At 73.7% G+C, this 20,901-nt stretch carries 14 protein-coding genes; 13 read left to right on the forward strand and 1 reads right to left on the reverse strand.

Features of this window, described 5'->3' with window-relative positions; all coding sequences use genetic code 11:
- Positions 1-54: 54 nt before the first annotated feature.
- The 12 genes from HOY81_RS15560 to HOY81_RS15615 all read left to right on the forward strand — a co-directional run bounded on the left by HOY81_RS15560 (position 55) and on the right by HOY81_RS15615 (position 17,569).
- Positions 55-2,622, forward strand: coding sequence for an NADH-quinone oxidoreductase subunit G (locus HOY81_RS15560; RefSeq protein WP_237321007.1), 2,568 nt, complete (start codon positions 55-57; stop codon positions 2,620-2,622).
- Positions 2,619-4,028 (forward strand): NADH-quinone oxidoreductase subunit NuoH, encoded by a 1,410-nt coding sequence (gene nuoH, locus HOY81_RS15565; protein ID WP_237321008.1) that lies wholly within the window; start codon positions 2,619-2,621, stop codon positions 4,026-4,028. Before HOY81_RS15560 ends, nuoH begins: the two co-directional genes overlap by 4 nt.
- Entirely contained in the window at positions 4,021-4,716 is a 696-nt protein-coding gene (nuoI, locus tag HOY81_RS15570; RefSeq protein ID WP_308341064.1) for an NADH-quinone oxidoreductase subunit NuoI, read from the forward strand. The genes nuoH and nuoI overlap by 8 nt, the downstream gene beginning before the upstream one ends.
- Positions 4,713-5,624, forward strand: a complete 912-nt coding sequence (locus HOY81_RS15575; RefSeq protein ID WP_237321009.1) for an NADH-quinone oxidoreductase subunit J — start codon at positions 4,713-4,715, stop codon at positions 5,622-5,624. The genes nuoI and HOY81_RS15575 overlap by 4 nt, the downstream gene beginning before the upstream one ends.
- Positions 5,621-5,920 (forward strand): NADH-quinone oxidoreductase subunit NuoK, encoded by a 300-nt coding sequence (gene nuoK, locus HOY81_RS15580; protein WP_237321010.1) that lies wholly within the window; start codon positions 5,621-5,623, stop codon positions 5,918-5,920. Before HOY81_RS15575 ends, nuoK begins: the two co-directional genes overlap by 4 nt.
- Before the next feature lie 13 nt (positions 5,921-5,933).
- Positions 5,934-7,880 (forward strand): NADH-quinone oxidoreductase subunit L, encoded by a 1,947-nt coding sequence (gene nuoL, locus HOY81_RS15585; RefSeq protein ID WP_237321011.1) that lies wholly within the window; start codon positions 5,934-5,936, stop codon positions 7,878-7,880.
- A 1-nt stretch (position 7,881) separates the two neighbouring features.
- The gene (locus HOY81_RS15590) at positions 7,882-9,477 is read left to right on the forward strand and encodes an NADH-quinone oxidoreductase subunit M (RefSeq protein WP_237321012.1); all 1,596 of its coding nucleotides are present in this window, start codon (positions 7,882-7,884) and stop codon (positions 9,475-9,477) included.
- A complete protein-coding gene (gene nuoN / locus HOY81_RS15595; RefSeq protein WP_237321013.1) occupies positions 9,474-11,138 on the forward strand; it encodes an NADH-quinone oxidoreductase subunit NuoN in 1,665 nt (554 codons plus the stop codon). Before HOY81_RS15590 ends, nuoN begins: the two co-directional genes overlap by 4 nt.
- Positions 11,139-11,263: 125 nt before the next feature.
- On the forward strand, positions 11,264-12,001 hold the full coding sequence (locus HOY81_RS15600) for an ABC transporter ATP-binding protein (protein WP_237321014.1): 738 nt from the start codon (positions 11,264-11,266) through the stop codon (positions 11,999-12,001).
- Positions 11,998-14,529 (forward strand): FtsX-like permease family protein, encoded by a 2,532-nt coding sequence (locus HOY81_RS15605; RefSeq protein WP_237321015.1) that lies wholly within the window; start codon positions 11,998-12,000, stop codon positions 14,527-14,529. The genes HOY81_RS15600 and HOY81_RS15605 overlap by 4 nt, the downstream gene beginning before the upstream one ends.
- An 18-nt stretch (positions 14,530-14,547) precedes the next feature.
- Complete coding sequence (locus tag HOY81_RS15610) at positions 14,548-15,912, forward strand: cytochrome P450 (protein ID WP_237321016.1); 1,365 nt, start codon at positions 14,548-14,550, stop codon at positions 15,910-15,912.
- 232 nt (positions 15,913-16,144) lie between these two features.
- On the forward strand, positions 16,145-17,569 hold the full coding sequence (locus HOY81_RS15615) for a cytochrome P450 (RefSeq protein ID WP_237321017.1): 1,425 nt from the start codon (positions 16,145-16,147) through the stop codon (positions 17,567-17,569).
- A gap of 90 nt (positions 17,570-17,659) precedes the next feature.
- Here HOY81_RS15615 and HOY81_RS15620 read toward each other — a convergent pair whose 3' ends face one another.
- The gene (locus tag HOY81_RS15620; RefSeq protein ID WP_237321018.1) at positions 17,660-19,516 is read right to left on the reverse strand and encodes an FAD-dependent oxidoreductase; all 1,857 of its coding nucleotides are present in this window, start codon (positions 19,514-19,516) and stop codon (positions 17,660-17,662) included.
- A 140-nt stretch (positions 19,517-19,656) separates the two neighbouring features.
- On the opposite strand from HOY81_RS15620, the gene HOY81_RS15625 reads away from it, so the two are divergent.
- Positions 19,657-20,682 (forward strand): cyclopropane-fatty-acyl-phospholipid synthase family protein, encoded by a 1,026-nt coding sequence (locus HOY81_RS15625; RefSeq protein ID WP_237321019.1) that lies wholly within the window; start codon positions 19,657-19,659, stop codon positions 20,680-20,682.
- The last annotated feature ends 219 nt before the right edge of the window (positions 20,683-20,901 follow it).

The following is a 20,901-nucleotide window of genomic DNA, read 5'->3' on the forward strand; positions in this document are numbered from 1 at the left end:
CCGCCCCGCGGGCCGCGCACCGCTGAGCAGCCCGTCCCACCCGGAGGTGCAGGCATGACCGTCACGTCCTCTTCCGCACCCTCCGGCGGGGGGAACGCGGTGCCCCCGGCCGAGGAGATGGTCTCGCTGACCATCGACGGCGCGGAGATCAGCGTGCCCAAGGGCACCCTGGTGATCCGCGCGGCGGAGCAGCTCGGCATCGAGATCCCGCGGTTCTGCGACCACCCGCTGCTGGACCCGGCGGGCGCCTGCCGGCAGTGCATCGTGGAGGTCGAGGGCCAGCGCAAGCCGATGGCCTCCTGCACCATCACCTGCACCGACGGCATGGTGGTGCGCACCCAGCTCACCTCCCCGGTGGCGGAGAAGGCCCAGCGCGGCGTGATGGAGCTGCTGCTCATCAACCACCCGCTGGACTGCCCGGTCTGCGACAAGGGGGGCGAGTGCCCGCTGCAGAACCAGGCCATGTCCGCCGGGCAGGCCGACAGTCGTTTCGAGGGCCGCAAGCGCACCTTCGAGAAGCCGGTGCCGATCTCCACCCAGGTGCTGCTGGACCGCGAGCGCTGTGTGCTCTGCGCGCGCTGCACCCGCTTCTCGAACCAGATCGCGGGCGACCCGATGATCGAGCTGCTGGAGCGCGGCGCCCTCCAGCAGGTGGGCACCGGCGAGGACGAGCCCTTCGAGTCCTACTTCTCCGGCAACACCATCCAGATCTGCCCGGTCGGCGCCCTCACCTCCGCCGCCTACCGCTTCCGCTCCCGCCCCTTCGACCTGGTCTCCTCGCCCGGCGTGTGCGAGCACTGCGCCGGCGGCTGCGCCATCCGTACGGACCACCGGCGCGGCAAGGTGATGCGCCGGCTGGCCGCCGAGGACCCGGAGGTCAACGAGGAGTGGGTGTGCGACAAGGGCCGCTTCGGCTTCCGCTACGCCCAGCGCCCGGACCGGCTCACCACCCCGCTGGTGCGGAACGCGGAGACCGGTGAGCTGGAGCCGGCGAGCTGGCCGGAGGCGCTGGAGGCCGCGGCCCGCGGGCTGGCCGGCTCCTGGGGCCGTACCGGTGTGCTGACCGGCGGCCGGCTGACTGTCGAGGACGCCTACGCCTACGCGAAGTTCGCCCGGGTCGCGCTCGGCACCCACGACGTGGACTTCCGGGCCCGGGCACACTCCGCCGAGGAGGCTGCCTTCCTCGCCGCGCACGTCGCCGGGCGCGGCCGGGACCTGGACGGCACCGGGCTCACCTACACCGCGCTGGAGCAGGCGCCCGCCGTGCTGCTGGCCGGTTTCGAGGCCGAGGAGGAGGCCCCCGGCGTCTTCCTGCGGCTGCGCAAGGCGATGCGGAAGCACGGCCAGCGCACCTGGTCGCTCGCCCCGTACGCCACCCGGGGCCTGGAGAAGGCCGGCGGCACCCTGCTGCCCGCCGCGCCCGGCACCGAGACCGAGTGGCTGGACGCGCTGGCGGGCGGCGTCGGGCTGGAGGGCGACGGCGAGCAGGCGGCCGAGGCGCTGCGCCAGGAGGGCGCGGTGCTGCTGGTCGGCGAGCGGCTGGCCACCGTGCCGGGCGCGCTGACCGCCGCCGTACGGGCCGCCACCGCCACCGGGGCCACCCTTGTGTGGATCCCGCGCCGGGCCGGGGAGCGCGGGGCGCTGGAGGCCGGCGCCCTGCCGACCCTGCTGCCCGGCGCCCGCCCGCTGGACGACGCCCGTGCCCGGGAGCAGGTCGAGCGGGTCTGGGGCATCGGCACGCTGCCGTTCGGGCAGGGCCGGGACACCGCGGGCATCGTGGAGGCGGCCGCCTCCGGCGAGCTGACCGCGCTGGTGGTCGGCGGCGTGGAGCTCGCCGACCTGCCGGACCCGGCCCGCGCGGCCGAGGCACTGGACACGGCCGGCTTCCTGGTCAGCCTGGAGCTGCGGCCCTCCGCGGTCACCGCCCGGGCCGACGTGGTGCTGCCGGTGGCCGCCGCGGCCGAGAAGTCCGGCACCTATCTCGACTGGGAGGGCCGTGCGCGCCCCTTCGAGGCCGCGCTGAAGCCCGACCAGATGACCCGGCGGCACGTCCAGTCCGACGGCCGGGTGCTGCACATGCTCGCCGACGCCCTCGCCGCCCGCGCCGAGGCCGACGGCGGCTCCGCCGCGGCGCCGCTGGGGCTGCCGGACGTGTGGGCCGCGCGCCGCGAACTCGACCGGCTCGGCGGCTGGGACGGGCCCCGCCCCGCCGCCCCGATGGAGCGGGCGCGGCCGCTGCCGCAGCCCGGCGCGGGCCGCGCGGTGCTCGCCGGGCACCGGCTGCTGCTGGACCAGGGCCGGCTCCAGGAGGGCGACGAGGCGCTGGCCGGCACCCGGCACGCCGCGCTCGCCCGGCTCTCCGCGGCCACCGCCGCGCAGGCCGGCGTCCGGGACGGCGATCTGCTGGCCGTCGAGGGCCCGCGGGGCTCGGTGAGCTTCCCGCTGCGGGTCACGGAGATGCCGGACCACGTGGTCTGGCTGCCGCTCAACTCGGCCGGGGACGGCGTCACCGCCGACACCGGCGCGCTCCCCGGCGACCTCGTACGGATCGGTCCGGACGGGCCCGGCGACGGGCCGCAGGACGCCCCCGGCGGGCAGGACGCACAGGAGGTGGAGGCGTGACGCAGGGCACCGGCCCGCAGGGCTTCGAGGGGGCGCTCGCCGCCGCGGACCTGTCGGCCTTCGGCACCGACCCGTGGTGGCTCATCGGGATCAAGGCGGTCTTCTGCTTCGCCTTCCTGATGGTCACCGTGCTGCTCTCCATCGTCTTCGAGCGGAAGATCCTCGCCTGGATGCAGCGCCGGGTCGGCCCCAACCGCCACGGGCCGTGGGGCATGCTCCAGTCCCTGGCGGACGGCATCAAGCTGATGCTGAAGGAGGACGTGATCGTCCGGGGCGCCGACAAGGCGGTCTATCTGCTGGCCCCGATCGTCGGCGCGATCCCCGCCTTCATGGCGTTCGCGGTGATCCCCTTCGGCCCGGCGGGCAACGAGGTCTCCATCTTCGGCACCCGCACCGCCATGCAGCTCACCGATCTCCCGGTGGCGGTCCTCTACATCCTGGCCACCAGCTCCATCGCCGCCTACGGCGTGGTGCTGGCCGGCTGGTCCTCCGGCTCCACCTACCCGCTGCTCGGCGGTGTGCGGGCCACCGCCCAGGTGATCAGCTACGAGGTCGCGATGGGCCTCAGCTTCGCGGCGGTCTTCCTGCACTCCGGGTCGATGTCCACCTCGGCCATCGTCGACGCGCAGGACGAACGCTGGTTCGCGGTGCTGCTGCCGGTGTCGTTCCTCATCTATCTGGTGTCGATGGTCGGCGAGGCGCACCGTGCGCCGTTCGACATGCCGGAGTCCGAGGGCGATCTGGTCGGCGGCTTCAACACCGAGTACTCGTCGATCAAGTTCGCGATGTTCATGCTCGCCGAGTACATCCACATGGTCACCGTCTCCGCCCTCGCGGTCACCCTGTTCCTGGGCGGCTGGCGGGCCCCGGCGCCGCTCTCCACCTGGTGGGAGGGGGCGAACCACGGCTGGTGGCCGCTGCTCTGGTTCACCGTCAAGATGAGCGTGCTGCTCTTCGGCTTCATCTGGCTCCGGGCCACGCTGCCGCGGGTCCGCTACGACCAGTTCATGAAGCTGGGCTGGAAGGTGCTCATCCCGGTCGCCATGGTCTGGCTGATGCTGGTCGCCGCCGTCCGGGCCATGCGGAACGAGAACTACTCCTTCACCGACATCATCTACTGGGTCGGCGGCGGCGTGATCGCGCTGCTGCTCCTCTCCTTCCTGATCGACGTCTTCCGCGAGCGTGCGGAGAAGGCCGAGGAGGCGCGGAAGCGGGCGGAGGCCCCGCCGGACACCGCGTTCGACCCGATGGCGGGCGGCTACCCCGTGCCGCCGCTGCCCGGACAGACCCTCCCGCCCGTGCCGCGGCGCCGCTCCCGTGCGGACCGCACGCTCGTCGGCACGGCGGCCGAGACCGAGGGCGCCCAGGACGGGACCAACGAAGGAAGGGAGGCCGACGGTGCCTGACAACCCCGTGGCCGGCTTCGGCGTGACCTTCAAGGCCATGTTCAAGAAGCGGCTGACCGAGCAGTACCCGGAGTACAAGAAGCCCACCGCGCCGCGCTTCCACGGCCGTCACCAGCTCAACCGGCACCCGGACGGGCTGGAGAAGTGCGTGGGCTGCGAGCTGTGCGCCTGGGCGTGCCCGGCGGACGCCATCTACGTGGAGGGCGCGGACAACACCGACGAGGAGCGTTACTCGCCGGGCGAGCGGTACGGCCGCGTCTACCAGATCAACTACCTGCGCTGCATCCTGTGCGGGCTCTGCGTGGAGGCGTGCCCGACCCGTGCGCTGACCATGACCAACGAGTACGAGCTCGCCGACGACTCGCGGGAGTCGCTCATCTACACCAAGGAGGAGCTGCTCGCGGGCCTGGAGGAGGGCATGGTCGACACCCCGCACGCGATCCACCCGGGGATGACCGAGAAGGACTACTACAGCGGCCTGGTCAGCGAGGCCGCCCCCGGCACGGTCCAGCAGGAGGCGCACTCCAGGACCCCGCTGAACGAGCCGCCGCAGGCCGCGAAGGAGACCTACGGTCCCGACGAGCCCGCTGCCGCGGCGGCCGCCGCGCACGGCGCGGCAGCCCCCGGCGGCTCGGCGGAGGGCGAGGCCGCGGGCGGCGTCGACGGCGCCGGGGAGGCCCACCGATGACGTACGCAGACCTGGCGGCGACCACCACCTCCACCGGCGAGGCGCTGCAGTTCTGGGTGCTGGGCACGGTCGCCGTGCTCGGCGCCCTGGGCACGGTCCTCATGAAGCGGGCCGTGCACTCCGCGCTCTGCCTCGCCGGGACCATGATCGTCCTGGCGGTCTTCTATCTCGCCAACGGCGCCTACTTCCTCGGCATCGTGCAGATCGTCGTCTACACCGGTGCCGTGATGATGCTCTTCCTCTTCGTGCTGATGCTGGTCGGTGTCACCGCCGCCGACTCGCTGCGGGAGACCATCAAGGGCCAGCGGTGGATGGCCGCCCTCTGCGGCCTCGGCTTCGGCATCCTGCTGCTCGGCGGGCTGGGCAACGCCTCGGTCTCCACCTTCACCGGGCTGGCCGAGGCCAACGCGGGCGGCAACGTGCAGGGCCTGGCCCGGCTGGTCTTCACCGACTACGTCTTCGCCTTCGAGCTCACCGGGGCCCTGCTGGTGACCGCGGCCGTCGCCGCCATGGTGCTCACGCACCGCGAGCGGACCGAACGCCGCGGCACCCAGCGGGAGCTGGCCGAGCAGCGGGTGCGCGAGGGCAAGCACCTCCCGCCGCTGCCCGCCCCCGGCGTCTACGCCCGGCACAACGCCGTGGACCTGCCCGGCCTGCTGCCGGACGGCACCCCGTCCGAGCTGACCGTCAACCCGACGCTGCGCAGCCGGGGCCAGGTCCGGGACGTCTCCCGGCAGGCGCTGGCCGACCTGGCCGCCCTGGAGCGGCGGGCCGAGCAGCACCTGGAACGCGCCCACCCGGTCGAGCCCGCGGAGCCGGAGGGCCCGGACGCCCCGGAGGGCCGGGACGCGAACGGGCCGGGCCGGACGGCCGGCGATCGCGACGGTGACAAGGAGAACGCCCAGTGAATCCGGTCAACTACCTCTACCTCGCCGGGCTGCTCTTCACCATCGGGGCCACCGGCGTGCTGATCCGGCGGAACGCCATCGTCGTCTTCATGTGCGTCGAGCTGATGCTGAACGCGAGCAACCTCGCCCTGGTCGGCTTCTCCCGGCTGCACGGCAACCTCGACGGGCAGATCATGGCGTTCTTCACCATGGTCGTCGCCGCCGCCGAGGTCGTGGTCGGCCTGGCGATCATCGTGACGCTCTACCGCTCCCGCCACTCGGCCTCGGTCGACGACGCCAGCCTGATGAAGCTGTAAGGAGTACGGACCAGTGGAATCACTCATCGGGCTGCTCGTCGGCGCCCCGCTGCTCGGTGCGGCCGTCCTGCTCTGCGGCGGCCGCCGGCTCGACCGCACCGGACACTGGCTGGGCACCGCCCTGGCCGGCGCGTCCTTCGCGATCGGGCTGGTGCTCTTCGCGGAGATGCTGAGCAGGGACGCCGAGGACCGCGCCCTGCACCAGCACCTCTTCAGCTGGATCCCGGTCGGCGGCTTTCAGGCGGACGTCGCCTTCCAGCTCGACCAGCTCTCCATGACCTTCGTCCTGCTGATCACCGGGGTCGGCTCGCTGATCCACCTCTACTCCGTCGGCTACATGGAGCACGACGAGCGGCGCCGGCGCTTCTTCGGTTATCTCAACCTCTTCCTCGCGGCGATGCTCCTGCTGGTGCTCGCCGACAACTACCTGCTGCTGTACGTCGGCTGGGAGGGCGTCGGTCTCGCCTCCTACCTGCTGATCGGCTTCTGGCAGCACAAGCCCAGCGCGGCCACCGCCGCCAAGAAGGCGTTCCTGGTGAACCGGGTCGGCGATGTCGGCCTCTCCATCGCGATCATGGTCATGTTCACCACCTTCGGCACCTTCGCCTTCGAACCGGTGCTGACCTCGGTGGGGGAGACCGGCGAGGGCACCCTGACGGCCATCGGCCTGATGCTGCTGCTCGCCGCCTGCGGCAAGTCGGCCCAGGTGCCGCTGCAGTCCTGGCTCGGCGACGCGATGGAGGGCCCGACCCCGGTCTCCGCCCTCATCCACGCCGCGACCATGGTGACCGCGGGCGTCTACCTCATCACCCGGTCCGCGGACATCTTCAACGCCGCCCCGGACGCCCAGCTCGCGGTGGTCACGGTCGGCGCGGTCACGCTGCTCTTCGGTGCCATCGTCGGGTGTGCCAAGGACGACATCAAGAAGGCGCTGGCCGGCTCGACCATGTCGCAGATCGGCTACATGATGCTGGCCGCCGGGCTCGGCCCGATCGGCTACGCCTTCGCCATCATGCACCTGGTCACCCACGGCTTCTTCAAGGCCGGGCTGTTCCTCGGCGCGGGGTCGGTGATGCACGGGATGAACGACGAGGTGGACATGCGCCGCTACGGCGGCCTGCGGAAGTACATGCCGGTCACCTTCGTCACCTTCGGACTCGGCTATCTGGCGATCATCGGGTTCCCGCCCCTGTCCGGCTTCTTCTCCAAGGACCTGATCATCGAGGCGGCCTTCGCCAAGGGCGGCACCCAGGGCTGGATCCTGGGCTCCTGCGCGCTGCTGGGCGCGGCCCTCACCGCGTACTACATGACGCGGGTGATGGTGCTGACCTTCTTCGGGGAGGAGCGCTGGCGGAACCGGCCGACGCCGTCGCCCGAGGCGTCGGACGTGGAGCCGGCGGCGCAGCACCGCGGCGAGCACGCCGAGCCGCACCCGCACGAGTCGCCGAAGACCATGACGATCCCCATGATCGTGCTGGCCTTCGGTTCGGTCTTCGCGGGCTTCTTCTTCGACCTGAACGAGGCCTTCGTGCACTGGCTGGAGCCGGTCACCGACTTCGAGCACGGTCACCCGCCGGTGTCGGCCTTCACCGTCACCACCGCCACCGTGGTGGCGCTGCTCATCGGTGCGGGCACCGCCGTGGCCCAGTACGGCCGCCGCCCGGTCCCGGCGACCGCCCCGCGCGGCAGCCTGCTCACCCGGGCGGCCCGGCGCGACCTGCTCCAGGACGACTTCAACCACGTGGCGCTGGTCAAGCCCGGCGAGTACCTGACGCGCGGCCTGGTCTACCTCGACCACAAGCTCGTCGACGGTGTGGTCAACGGCACCGCCGCCGCCTTCGGCGGCGCGTCCGGACGGCTGCGCCGGGTCCAGAACGGTTTCGCCCGCTCGTACGCGGTCTCGATGTTCGGCGGTGCGGCGGTGCTCGTCGCCGCCACCCTGCTGATGAGGGCGGTCTGAGATGTCATTTCCCCTGCTGACGGTCACGGCCGCGGTCCCGGCGATCGGTGCGATCGCCACCGCCGCCGTGCCCGCCGCCAAGCGCACCACGGCGAAGTGGCTGGCGCTGTTCACCTCGCTGGCGACGGTCGTGCTGGCCGCCGCCGTGCTGGTCCGCTTCGACCCGGGAGGCGACCGCTACCAGCTCACCGAGTCGCACGCGTGGATCGCCGACTTCGGCGTCCGCTACGAGCTGGGCGTGGACGGCATCGGCGCCGTGCTGGTGGCGCTGACCGCGGTGCTCATCCCGTTCGTCATCCTGGCCGGCTGGCACGACGCCGACCTCCGGGAGGGTGAGGAGCCCCGCGGCCGGTGGCGGCCCACCCAGGGCTTCTTCGCCCTGATCCTGGCCGTCGAGGCGATGGTGATCCTCTCCTTCCTGGCCACGGACGTCTTCCTCTTCTACATCTTCTTCGAGGCCATGCTCATCCCGATGTACTTCCTCATCGGGGGCTTCGGGGACCGTGCCCACGAGCACGGCGAGGAGGAGGCGGCGCGGCAGCGCAGCTACGCCGCGGTGAAGTTCCTCCTCTACAACCTGGCCGGCGGCCTCATCATGCTGGCCGCCGTCATCGGGCTGTACGCGGTCACCGCCGACCAGCTCGACGCCGGCACCTTCTCCCTGCAGGCCATCACCGAGGCGCGCGCCGCCGGCGAGCTGGACATGGCCACCAGCACCGAGCGGCTGCTCTTCCTCGGCTTCTTCTTCGCCTTCGCGGTGAAGGCGCCGCTGTGGCCGCTGCACACCTGGCTGCCCAACGCGATGGGCGAGTCCACCGCGCCGGTGGCCGTGCTCATCACCGCGGTGGTCGACAAGGTCGGCACCTTCGCGATGCTCCGCTTCTGCCTCGGCCTCTTCCCCGGCGCGAGCGAGTGGGCCACCCCGGTGGTGCTGGCGCTGGCGCTGGTCAGCATCGTCTACGGCGCCCTGCTGGCGGTCGGCCAGCGGGACATCAAGCGGCTGATCGCCTACGCGTCCATCTCCCACTTCGGCTTCATCATCATGGGCATCTTCGCGATGACCTCGCAGGGCCAGGGCGGCGCCACGCTCTACATGGTCAACCACGGCCTCTCGACGGCCGCCCTGATGCTGGTCGCCGGCTTCCTGATCTCGCGGCGCGGCTCCCGGCTCATCGCGGACTACGGCGGCGTGCAGAAGGTGGCCCCGGTGCTGGCCGGCACCTTCCTGGTGGGCGGCCTGGCGACGCTGTCGCTGCCCGGGCTGGCGCCGTTCGTCAGCGAGTTCCTGGTGCTGGTCGGCACCTTCAGCCGGTATCCGGTGGTGGGTGTCATCGCCACCGCGGGCATCGTGCTCGCCGCGCTCTACGTCCTGGTGCTCTACCAGCGCACGATGACCGGCCCGGTGCGGGCCGAGGTCCGCCGGATGCCGGACCTGCGGGTCCGGGAGCTGGCCGTGGCGGCACCGCTGATCGCCCTGCTCATCTTCCTCGGCGTCTTCCCGAAGCCGCTGACGGAGATCGTCAATCCCGCCGTCGAGCACACCCTCTCGGACGTGCGGAAGGAAGACCCTGCTCCGGAGGTGGAGGCGGCCAAGTGAGCGTGAGCCAGAGCACCACACACGCCGTCCACGGTCTGTGGACGCTGGGGGCGGAGTCCCCCGAGAAGATCCCGACCCCGCACTTCGAGTACGCCCAGCTCTCCCCGATGCTGATCGTGCTCGGCGCCGCGCTGGTCGGGGTCCTCATCGAGGCGTTCGCGCCCCGCCGGGCCCGCTACGGCGCCCAGTTGCTGGTCGCCGTCGCCGGTCTGGCCTCCGCCTTCGCGGCGGTGGTCGCCCTGGCGCTGGGCGGGCACGGCACCACCGAGGCGCAGATCGCCGCCATGGGGGCGATCGCCGTGGACGGCCCGGCCCTCTTCCTGCAGGGCACCATCCTGCTGGTCGGGCTGGTGGCCGCGTTCACCTTCGCGGAGCGCAGGCTGGACCCGGTCGCGCACGGCCGGCGGGTCGACTCCTTCACCCCGCAGGCGGCGGCCACCCCGGGCGGCCCGGCCGAGGAACAGGCGCTCAAGGCGGGCTTCACCACCACCGAGGTCTTCCCGCTCGCCCTGTTCGCGATCGCCGGCATGCTGATCTTCCCGGCGGCCAACGACCTGCTGACCCTCTTCGTGGCGCTGGAGGTCTTCTCCCTCCCGCTCTACATCCTCTGCGCGCTGGCCCGCCGCAACCGCCTGCTCTCGCAGGAGGCGGCGGTGAAGTACTTCCTGCTGGGCGCCTTCTCCTCCGCCTTCCTGCTGTTCGGCATCGCGCTGCTGTACGGCTACGCGGGCGCGGTGGACTACGCCGGCATCGCCCGGGTCATCGGCAACGCCGAGACCACCACCACCCCGGCGCTCGCGGAGACCACGGGCAACGACGCGCTGCTGCTGGTCGGCGGCGCGATGGTGCTGATGGGCCTGCTCTTCAAGGTCGGCGCGGTGCCGTTCCACATGTGGACCCCGGACGTCTACCAGGGCGCTCCGACCCCGGTCACCGGCTTCATGGCGGCGGCCACCAAGGTGGCGGCCTTCGGCGCGCTGCTGCGGCTGCTCTACGTGGTGCTGCCGGGGCTGCGCTGGGACTGGGAGCCGGTGCTGTGGGGCGTCGCCATCGTCACCATGCTGGGCGGCGCGATCGTGGCCATCACCCAGACCGACATCAAGCGGCTGCTGGCCTACTCCTCGATCGCGCACGCCGGCTTCATCCTCGCCGGTGTCATCGCGACCTCGGAGGACGGCGTCTCCTCTGTGCTGTTCTACCTGGGCGCCTACTCGTTCGTGACGCTGGGCGCGTTCGCGGTGGTGACCCTGGTGCGGGACGCCGGCGGCGAGGCCACCCACCTGTCGAAGTGGGCCGGGCTGGGGCGGCGTTCGCCGCTGGTGGCCGCGGTCTTCGCGGTGTTCCTGCTGGCCTTCGCGGGCATCCCGCTGACCTCCGGCTTCGCCGGGAAGTTCGCGGTGTTCAAGGCCGCGGCGGAGAGCGGCGCGGGCGCGCTGGTGGTGGTCGGTGTGATCGCCTCCGCCATCGCCGCGTTCTTCTACGTCCGTGTCATCGTGCTGATGTTCTTCAGCGAGCCCAAGGCGGACGGGCCCAGCGTCGCGGTGCCCAGCCCGCTCACGGTCACCGCCATCACCGTCGGCGTCGTGGTGACCCTGGTGCTGGGCGTCGCCCCGCAGTACTTCCTGGACCTGGCGAGCCAGGCCGGGGTGTTCGTGCGGTAGCCGCTTCTGCCGAAGCCCTCACCCGGCGGCGGGCGTACGCGTATCGTCGCCGGGTGCGGGGCCGGGCGGCGCCCGGGGGGACTCCGCACCGTACGGAGGGACGAGGGGAGCTGGGGGGCAGCAGCATGGCCGGTACGGTCAGGGTCGAGCTCGACCGGGTCGTCCACGACTACCGGCGCGGAGAACAGACCGTCCGCGCCCTGAACCAGGTGTCCTTGTCCCTCGAGGCCGGGCGGTGCGTCTCGGTGCTGGGCCCCTCCGGCTCGGGCAAGAGCACGATGCTCCACCTCATGGGGGCCCTGGACACCCCCACGGAGGGCCGGGTGCTGCTGGACGGCACCGACCTCGGCGCGCTGGGCGACGACCGGCTCTCCGACCTGCGTCGCGCCCGCGTCGGCTTCGTCTTCCAGTTCTTCCACCTGCTGCCCGCGCTCACCGCGTGGGAGAACGTCGCCGTGCCCCGGCTGCTCGGCGGCGAGCCGCTGGGCGCCGTCCGCGACGAGGCCGTCGCGCTGCTGGAGCGGGTGGGCCTCGGGACCCGCACCGACCACCGCCCGCAGGAGATGTCCGGCGGGCAGATGCAGCGGGTCGCCATCGCCCGCGCCCTGGTGATGGACCCCGCGATCATCCTCGCCGACGAACCCACCGGCAACGTCGACACCCGCACCGGCGAGGAACTCCTCGACCTGCTCACCGGCCTCGCACACGACGGCTCCGGACGGGCCGTGGTGATGGTCACGCACAGCATGGACGCCGCGTTACGCAGCGACCGGGCGGTACTCCTCACCGACGGCGCGGTGGTGGCCGACGGCGCGCCGCAGGACGTGGTCGCGACCTACGCCGGGCAGGGAGGCGCGCGGTGACCGGGCCCCGCGTGGTGCTCGCCCGGCTCCGGCTGTTCCACCTCCGCACGCTGCGCACCCGTCCCGGCCGCAGCCTGCTCTCGCTCGGCGTGATCACCGTCTCCGCCGCCCTCATCGTCTCCGTCCTCGGCATCTACGGCTCGGTCAGCGGCTCCGCCGGAAGGCTCGCCGAACGCCTCTCCGGGCGCGCCGAACTGGAGATCACCGGGCGCACCGACGGCGGGCTGGACCCGTCGGTGCTGCGGCGGGCCGCGGAGACCGAGGGCGTCGCGGCCGCCGTGCCGCTGGTCCGCACCCCGGTGCTGCTGGACGGCGAACGAGTGCTGCTGCTGGGCACCGACGCCTCCGCCGCCGCGCTGGACAGCACCCTCGCCGCGGTGGTGCGGAAGGCCGGCGCGGAGGCCCGGCCGGGCGGCGACGCGGTGCTGGCGGGGCCCGGCCTGGCGGCCCCGCCGGGCGGCGAACGGATCACCGTGCAGGCGATGACCGGCGAGCAGCACACCGTACGCCTCGCCGGCACCCTGGAGGGCGGCCCCGCCCGGCGGGTCAACAGCGGCGACTACCTGCTGGCGCCGCTACCGCTCGCCCAGCGGCTCGGCGGGCTGGACGGGCGGTTGCAGTCGGTGCTGATCGTCCCCGAGGCGGGCACCGGACGGGACACCCTGGAGCGGGAACTCTCCACCGCACTGGGCCCGCAGGCGTACGTGGCGGACACCTCCTTCCGCGCCGAGCAGGCCGCGGAGGCCACGGCCATGGTGCGCAACGTGACGCTGCTGGTGGCCTTCATCGCCCTGGTCGTGGCGGGCTTCCTGGTCTTCAACACGATGAACATGGCGGCCGCCGAACGCCGTTCCGAGCTGGCCGCGCTGCGCGCCCTGGGTGCCCGGCGGCGGCCGCTGACGCGGGACTTCCTGCTGGAGGCCGCACTGCTGGCGGCGCTCGGCGCCGCCCTGGGGAGCGCGCTCGGCCGGCTGCTGGCCGGGGCCGGCATCGACGCGCTGCCCCCGGTGGTCACCGACGCGGTGGACGCGCGGATCGAGCTCGCGATGCCCGCGACGGCCGTCCCGGCGGCGCTGGTGGCCTGCGTCGCCGCCGGGCTGGCCTCCGCCTGGCCGGCGGCCCGCCGGGTCTCCCGGGTGCAGCCGGTGGAGGCGCTGCGCACCGCCGACCCGGTGACGGAGCGCGCGGAGCCCGCCCGCAGCCCACGCCGGATGGCGGCGCTCACCGCGGGTCTGGTGCTGGCCGCGCTGGCCTTCGTGGTCGCGGCCGCCTTCGACGACACCCGCTCCTTCGGCGCGACCAGCCTCTTCGTGCTGGGCGTGCTGCTGGTGGCGTACGCCCTGACCCGGCAGCTCGTCCGGGCGGCCTCCTGGCTCGCCGGGCGGTTCGGCGCCCCCGGCCGGATCGCCGCCTCCGCGGTGGAGCGGGCGCCGCGCCGGGTGTGGGCGACGGGCATGACGGTCTGCCTGGCGGTCGCGATCGGCGCGGCCACCACGGGCTCCTCGCAGAACACCGTGGCGGCGGCCTCGGAGAACGTCTCGACGCTGGCCGACACCGATGTCATGGTGCAGCGCGCCGCGGAGGACGTGCTGCCCGTCCGCCCGCTGCTGCCGCGGGAGACCGGACGCGAGCTGGCGGCCGTGGACGGCGTGGCCCGGGCCGTCCCCGGCCAGTTCACCTTCCTGCACCTGGACGGCGACCGGGTGCTGCTCCAGGGCGTCGGCGGGCGCAGCAACTCCACCGCCTACCGGCTGGCCGCCCCCGAGGCGCGGAAGGCCCTCCGGGAGGGCACCGGCGCCGTGGTCTCCACCGGCTTCGCCCGGGACCACGGCCTGGCCGCGGGCGACGTGCTGCGGCTGCCCACCCCGCACGGCGAGCAGCGGGTGCGGATCGTGGACGTGGTGGACTACGTGTCCCTGGGCGCCGGGCTGGTCGCCGTCTCGCTGGACCGGCTCGGCGCGTGGTTCGGGCCGGACGGCGCCTCCTTCTACGAGGTGCAGACGGCGGACGGCGCCCCGGTGACGGAGGTGCGGCGGCGGCTGGAGGAGTGGGCCGGCCGGCAGCCGTACCCGGTGCACGTGCTGACCGGTGCGGAGTCCGTCGCCGCCACCGAGTCCGCGGTGCGCCAGGTCGGGGCGCTGGCCCTGGTCCTCCAGTGGATCATCGCCGGTGTGGCGGCGCTGGCCCTGCTGAACACCCTGATGCTCGCCGTCGTCGAGCGCCGCCGCGAGCTGGGCATCCTGCGCGCACTGGGCGGCAGCCGGCGGTACGTCCGCCGGGTGATCCTCGCCGAGGCGGCGGCGGTGAGCGTCGTCGGCGGGGCCGCCGGCCTGCTGGTCGGCACGGTGCTGCACGCCCTGTCGACCGCCGTGATGGCGGACGCGCTCGCGCTGGACATCCCGTTCGCGCCCGCCCCGGCCGCGGTGGCGCTGGCCGGCGGCGCGATCGTCGTCGCGCTGGCCGGCGCGCTGCCGCCGGCCCGGCGGGCGGGGCGGCTCGACGTGGTGCAGGCGATCGGCTACGAGTGACGAGCGGAGTGCGGACGAATGCGTGACAGCGAGGTGCCGGGACCCCGGCCCCACCAGATCCCGGCCCTGCTGCGGCTGGCCGTCAGCGACCCGCTGCGGTCCATGCGGCAGACGGTCGCGCGGTACGGCGACGTGGTGCGGCTCCCGATCGCCCCGGGCCGCAGCATCCACCTCTTCTGCCGCCCGGAGCACGCCGAGCATGTGCTGGTGGCGCAGCAGCAGCGGTACGGCAAGGCGTTCACCTACCGGCCGCTGCGCGAGTGGATCGGGCTCGGCCTGATCACCAGCGACGGCGAGCTGTGGGAGCGGCAGCGGCGGCTGATCCAGCCGCTCTTCTCGCACCGCCGGGTGCTGGGCCTCCAGCCGCTGATGGCCGAGGCGGTCTCCCGCACCCTGGACTCCTGGGACCGGCTGCCGGACGGCAGCGTGCTGGAGGCCACCGAGGCGATGAGCGGGCTGACCATCGACATCGTCGGTGCGACGCTCTTCGGCGCGGACCTCTCCGGCGACAAGGACCGCGTCTACCACGCCGTCGAGTCCCTCCAGCACGCCGTGACCCGGGTGGTGAAGAACCCGTTGACCTGGGTGGCGCCCCGGCTGGCCTACCGCACCACGCCCGGCTACCGGGAGTGGGACCACGCCAAGTCGGTGATCGACGCCGTGGTCGCCCGGGTCATCGCCGCCCGCCGTGCCCGGGACCGCGGGGACGAGGGCCGCGACCTGCTGGACGCGCTGCTCGACGCCCGCTACGAGGACGGCTCGGCGATCGGCGACCGGCAGCTCCGGGACGAGATCGTCACCTTCTTCATGGCCGGGCACGAGACCAGCGCCAACTCGCTGGCCTGGACGCTCTACCTGCTCTCCACCGCGCCCGCGGTCCGCGAGCGGCTGGAGGAGGAGGTGGACACGGTGCTCGCCGGCCGCGTACCCGGCCCGGAGGACCTGGACAAGCTGGTGTGGACGAAGGCCGTGCTGAGCGAGTCCCTGCGGCTCTACCCGCCGGTGTGGACGGTCGAGCGGGACGCCGAGGCCGAGGACGAGGTCGGGGGCGTACGGGTGCGCCCGGGCAGCACCGTGATCGTGCCGCCGTACCTGGTGCACCGGCACCCGGCGGTCTGGCCGAACGCCGAGGCGTTCGACCCGGAGCGCTTCCTGCCGGAGCGGGCCGCGGGCCGGCACCGCTACGCCTACATCCCCTTCGGCGGCGGGCGGCGGATGTGTGTCGGCAACGCGTTCGCACTGATCGAGGTGGTGCTGGCGCTGGCGATGATCACCCAGCGGTACCGGCTGAACCTGCTGCCGGGATTCGACCCGGCGGCGAAGTTCACCGTCACCATGCGGCCGCTGCACGCGATGGCGATGTCGCTGCACCGGCGCGGGTGAGCCGGGCGGTGGCGGTGCGGGACGGCGCGCGCGGCCGCGGTGCTGGTGCCGGAAGCCGGTCCCGGCATGGGCCGGCGCGGCGGTGGACGCGGTGGCTGCGGCGAGGGGGCGCCGGGGCGGTGGACGCGGCGGGCGCGAGGCCCGGGACGTACGGCAGGTGGGGCGGCGCGAGCAGGACGCGCCGGGCGAGCAGGGCGCGCGGGATGCACAGGAGCGGTGGGAGGAGCACGACATGACGGGGAGCAGCGGCGGCGCCGGAGCGGCCACGGCGGCGCGGGACGGGCGCGGGCACGCCGGGCGGCGGCCGCCCGGCCCCGGCCGGGCGGAGACACCGCGGGTGCTGGCGGCGCTCGCCCGCGACCCGCTGGCGGCCGGCCTCGGCCTCTACCGCCGGTACGGCGATCTGGTGCGGGTGCCGCTGCTGCGCGGGGACCGCGCGCTCTTCGTGCTCTCCCACCCGGACCACGCGGAGCACGTCTTCGTCACCCGCCACGCCGACTACCCGAAGTCGGTGACCTACCGGCCGCTGCGGGAGTTCCTCGGCGACGGCCTGGTCACCAGCGAGGGCGCGCTGTGGGAGCGGCAGCGGCGGCTGATCCAGCCGCTCTTCTCGCACCGCCGGGTCGCCGCCTTCCACCCGGTGATGGTGCGGAACGTACGGCGCATGCTGGACGACTGGGACCGCCGCGCCCCCGGCGACGTGGTGGACGTCTCCGAGGCGATGAGCCTGCTGACGCTGAACATCGTGGGCGAGGCGCTGTTCGGGGCCGACCTGCGCGGGCCCGGCGCCCGCGTCTCCCCCTCGGTGACCGCCATGCAGGACTTCGCGGTCACCGCCATGCGCAACCCGCTGCTGCTCCGGGCACCCCGCCTCGGCCTGCGGACCACCCCCGGTTACCGGAAGTGGGCCGCGGCGGTGCGGGCGGTGGACGAGGTCGTCGCCACCGTGATCGCCGCCCGGCGCGCGGGCGGCACGCGGGACTCCGCCGGGCCCGACCTGCTGGACGCGCTGCTCGACGCCCGGCACGAGGACGGCACCGCACTGGGCGACCGGCAGCTCCGCGACGAGATCGTCACCTTCCTGATGGCCGGGCACGAGACCAGCGCCACCGCCCTGGTGTGGGCCCTGTATCTGCTGGCCACCCATCCCGCGGCCCGGCAGCGGCTGGAGGAGGAGGTGGACACCGTGCTCGCCGGCCGGGACCCGGGTCCGGAGGACCTGGACGGGCTGGTGTGGACGAAGGCCGTGCTGTGCGAGGCCCTGCGCCTCTACCCGCCGTTCTGGACCCTGGAGCGGGACGCGCTGCGGGACGACGAGATCGACGGGGTGCGGGTGCCCGCGGGCAGCACGGTGGCCGTGCCGCCCTATCTGGTCCACCGGCACCCGGACTTCTGGGAGAACCCGGAGGGCTTCGACCCCGGGCGGTTCCTGCCGGGACGCGGGGCCGGGCGGCACCGCCACGCCTTCATCCCGTTCGGCGGCGGGCGGCGCGGGTGCGTGGGCAACGCCTTCGCGATGACGGAGACCGTGGTGGTGATCGCGATGCTGGCGCAGGGCCGGCGGCTCGACGTGCCCTCCGGGGGTGTGCCCGCCGTACAGCCCACCGTGACGCTCCGGCCGCGGGGCGGCCTGCACATGGTCCTCCGCCGCCGCTGACCGGGCCCGGTCCCGCCCCGGGCGGGCCGCCGACGGCGCGCGGCCCGTCCGCGGGGCGGACGGGCCGGGGCGGCGGGTGCGGGCGGCCGGTCAGGGCCAGGGCAGGTCCAGCACGTGCGGCAGCCCCAGGCGGTAGCGGACGTCGTCCGCGGTGCGCAGCAGGCGGAACTCCGGCGGCACGTACAGCCCGTGCACCGGGCAGGCGTCGGCGTCCGACCCCGCCTCCTCCAGCAGGGCGTTCACCGCGCGCTTCCCGGTCTCGTTGGCGCCCTCCATGGTGGCGCAGCTCAGGGTGTTCCGTACGTAGTCCGAGGCGAGGAAGAGGTTCGGGACCGCGGTGGCCGGCTCGGGGCGGTCGTTCCAGGCGCCCACCGAGGAGACGGTCAGCGGCTCGTCGTTCTCCGCGGTGCCGCCCTCCCCGCCGGGGAAGGTGATCGCCGGGTCGAGGTGCCAGGAGCGGATGTGCGCTTCCGGCAGCACCTCGCGCCCGGTGTCCTCCAGCGCCGCCCGCATCTGGGCCAGGGTCTCCGCGGCGATCTCCTCGCGGGTGCACTCGCGGGCGGGCTTGCCGTAGAGGACGCCCGGCGTGTCCCAGCGGGCGATGTTCACCGAGAAGCAGTCGTGGACGGTCCCGTCCCCGTAGCCGGCGGGGAGGTCGCGGGCCCAGTTCTGGGCCTGGCTGATGGAGACCAGCGCCCAGGGGGAGTCCAGGTAGTCGACGAAGCCGTTGATCACGGGGGTGGGGCGGTCCAGATAGAACTGGATGCCGTTCATCCACTCGGTGCGCAGCCGGTCCATACGGGCCAGCGCCGGGTCCGCCGCGCGCAGGGCGGGGCTCCACAGGGCACGCGCCCGTTCGACCGGGATCGCGCACACGTACCAGTCGGCCTCCGTGTCGTGCAGCCGTCCCTGCGGGTCCCGCACCCGGGCGCCGGCGATGCGGCCGCCGGACGGGCGCAGTTCCTCCACGGCCCAGCCGACCCGGAAGCGCACGCCGAGGGCGCGCAGCCGGGCGACCCACGGGGCGATCCACACCTCGCTGGTCGGCCCGTCCAGCACCCGGCCCATGTACCCGGTGCTGCCGCGGCCCGCGAGGGCGTAGAAGTAGAGCTCGGAGAGGATGCCGGTGGCCCGGGTGGAGGCGACGTCCGGCCGGGAGGCGACCAGGTGGGTGGTCATCCCCTCCGCGAACATCTTCCGGAACTCCTCACTCATCCGCTCCGCGCGCAGGAACTCCATCCAGGGCGTCTGCTCCCACTCGCCGTTGCGGCGGAGGTCGCCGCTGGTGGCGAAGACCGCCATCTGCCGGGCGAAGAACGCCGTCTCGTGTGCGGGCAGGGCGGTGAACTGCTGGAAGAGGGCGATCAGGAACCGCTGGAACTCCTCCACGGAGGGCAGCCCGTCCGGGTTCGACTCGAACTGGAGATCCTCGCGGCCGCCGATGCGGCTGTAGAGCACGCCCGCGAGCGGCTCCAGATGGTCGTGCACGCTTCCGGACCCGTCGGCCGCGGGGATGCGGGCGAGGGTCTCCGGGAGGTTGTGGTAGAAGCCGGGGACGAAGCGGAACCCGTGCTCACCGGGGAGGTCGCGGCGGCCGCCGGTGCCGGTGCCCGGCACGGGTATGGAGCGGGACTTGCCGCCCAGCTCCTTGCGTTCGTAGACGGTCACCTCGAAGCCGCGCTCGGCCAGCTCCTGGGCCGCGGTCAGCCCGGCGACCCCGGCGCCGAACACGGCCACCCGGCGGCCGGTACCCCCGGCCGGTGCCCGGGGCGCCGCGTGCGCGGCGGTGCCGAGGCCGAGCGCCACCGCGCCGGCGCCGAGGGCGCCCCCGACGAAGCGCCGCCGGGTGGCGGCCGCCGGCGTCGCGGGGGCCGGACCGGATGGAGATTCCGCGGGACCCGCCGTGGCAGGGGTCGTCGCGGCGGAGGTCAAGGAATCGCCCGTCATCCGGTGCTCCCTGGATGCTCGGAATTTCATGATCACGTCAGCGTGCGGAGAAAGACGCTACCGCTCGTCATCTGGTGTGCGTCAAGGGGGAGTTCTAGGCTGACCGCCGCCCTGTTGTTTCGTGAAGAGGAGATCTCGCAGTGCCTTCCAGCAAGTGGCGCAGAACATTCCGTGCGGTGTTCACCCAGCCGGATCCGCGGGCCCACGCACTTCTGCTGCGGGACTCCCAGACCGTCACCCGCATCCATTTCCTGCACGCCGCCGCCCATCTGGGCCTTTTCGCGGAATTGAAGAGTCCGGATTCCGCCGCGGCACTGGAACAGCGGCTCGGCGTCAAGCGGCCGCAGCAGTTCCGCCTCTTCCTCGACCTCGGCGTCGCACTCGGGGAACTGAGCCGGCGCGGCGACGCGTACGCCCTCAAGGGCGCCCGGGCCCGCGCCCTGGCCGGCCGCAACGGCAGCGTGCTGCGCGCCCTGCTCGACGAACAGCTCGGCTACCACGGCTCCGTCTACCAGCACCTGCCCGAGCGGCTGCAGGGCGCCGAACTGGGCGACTACCTCACCGAGACCGCCGCGGTCGTCGCCGAGTCCTCGCGCATCGCCGAACCCGTCGTCTCCGCGTACGTCCGGGAGGCCGTCGCCGAGGCACCGGGCGCGGGTGCGGACGGGCCCCGGGTACTGGACGCCGGCTGCGGCTCCGGCGTCTACCTGCGGGCCGCCGCGCACCGCCCCGGCACCACCGGAACCGGCATCGACCTGCGCGAGGCCTCCGTCGACATGACCCGCCGGAACCTCGCCGAGTGGGGCCTCGCGGACCGCTTCACCGTGCGGCAAGGGGACGTGCGCGACGCCGGGCCGGACGGCCCGTACGACGTCGTGCTGCTGCTCAACAACATCTACTACTTCGCACCGGAGGAGCGGGCCGGGATCTTCCGCACCCTGCGGGAGGCGCTGCGGGACGGCGGGACGCTGGTGCTGGTGTCGATGTTCCACGGCCAGAGCCCCACCGGGCTCAACCTGGACCTGGTGCTCGCCTGCACCCAGGGGTGCTACGCCCTCCCCACCCCCGAGGAGCTCCGGCCGGAGCTGCGCGAGGCCGGGTTCGCCGACGTGCGAGTGGACCAACTCGTCGCCGGGCAGGACCTGTTGGCGCTCCGCGCCCGCTGAGCGGCCGGAGCGGGTGCGGGCCCGGCGCGGTCGGCGCGGAAGTCGATCGCTTGTCTTGCGCACCGGCCCGGCGGGTGCGAATGTGGGCTCCGTCCGCTGACACGTTCGAGGTCCGCCGAGTCGCCCGGGGCCGTTCCGGAGCCGTTTCCCGGGCCGTCCCGACGGCGCCTCGGATCGGTTCCGCGCCGTGTCAGCGGTGTTTCAGTGGCATTTCAGGGG

The organism is Streptomyces sp. JJ36 (assembly GCF_021696945.1).
Taxonomy (GTDB): Bacteria; Actinomycetota; Actinomycetes; order Streptomycetales; family Streptomycetaceae; genus Streptomyces.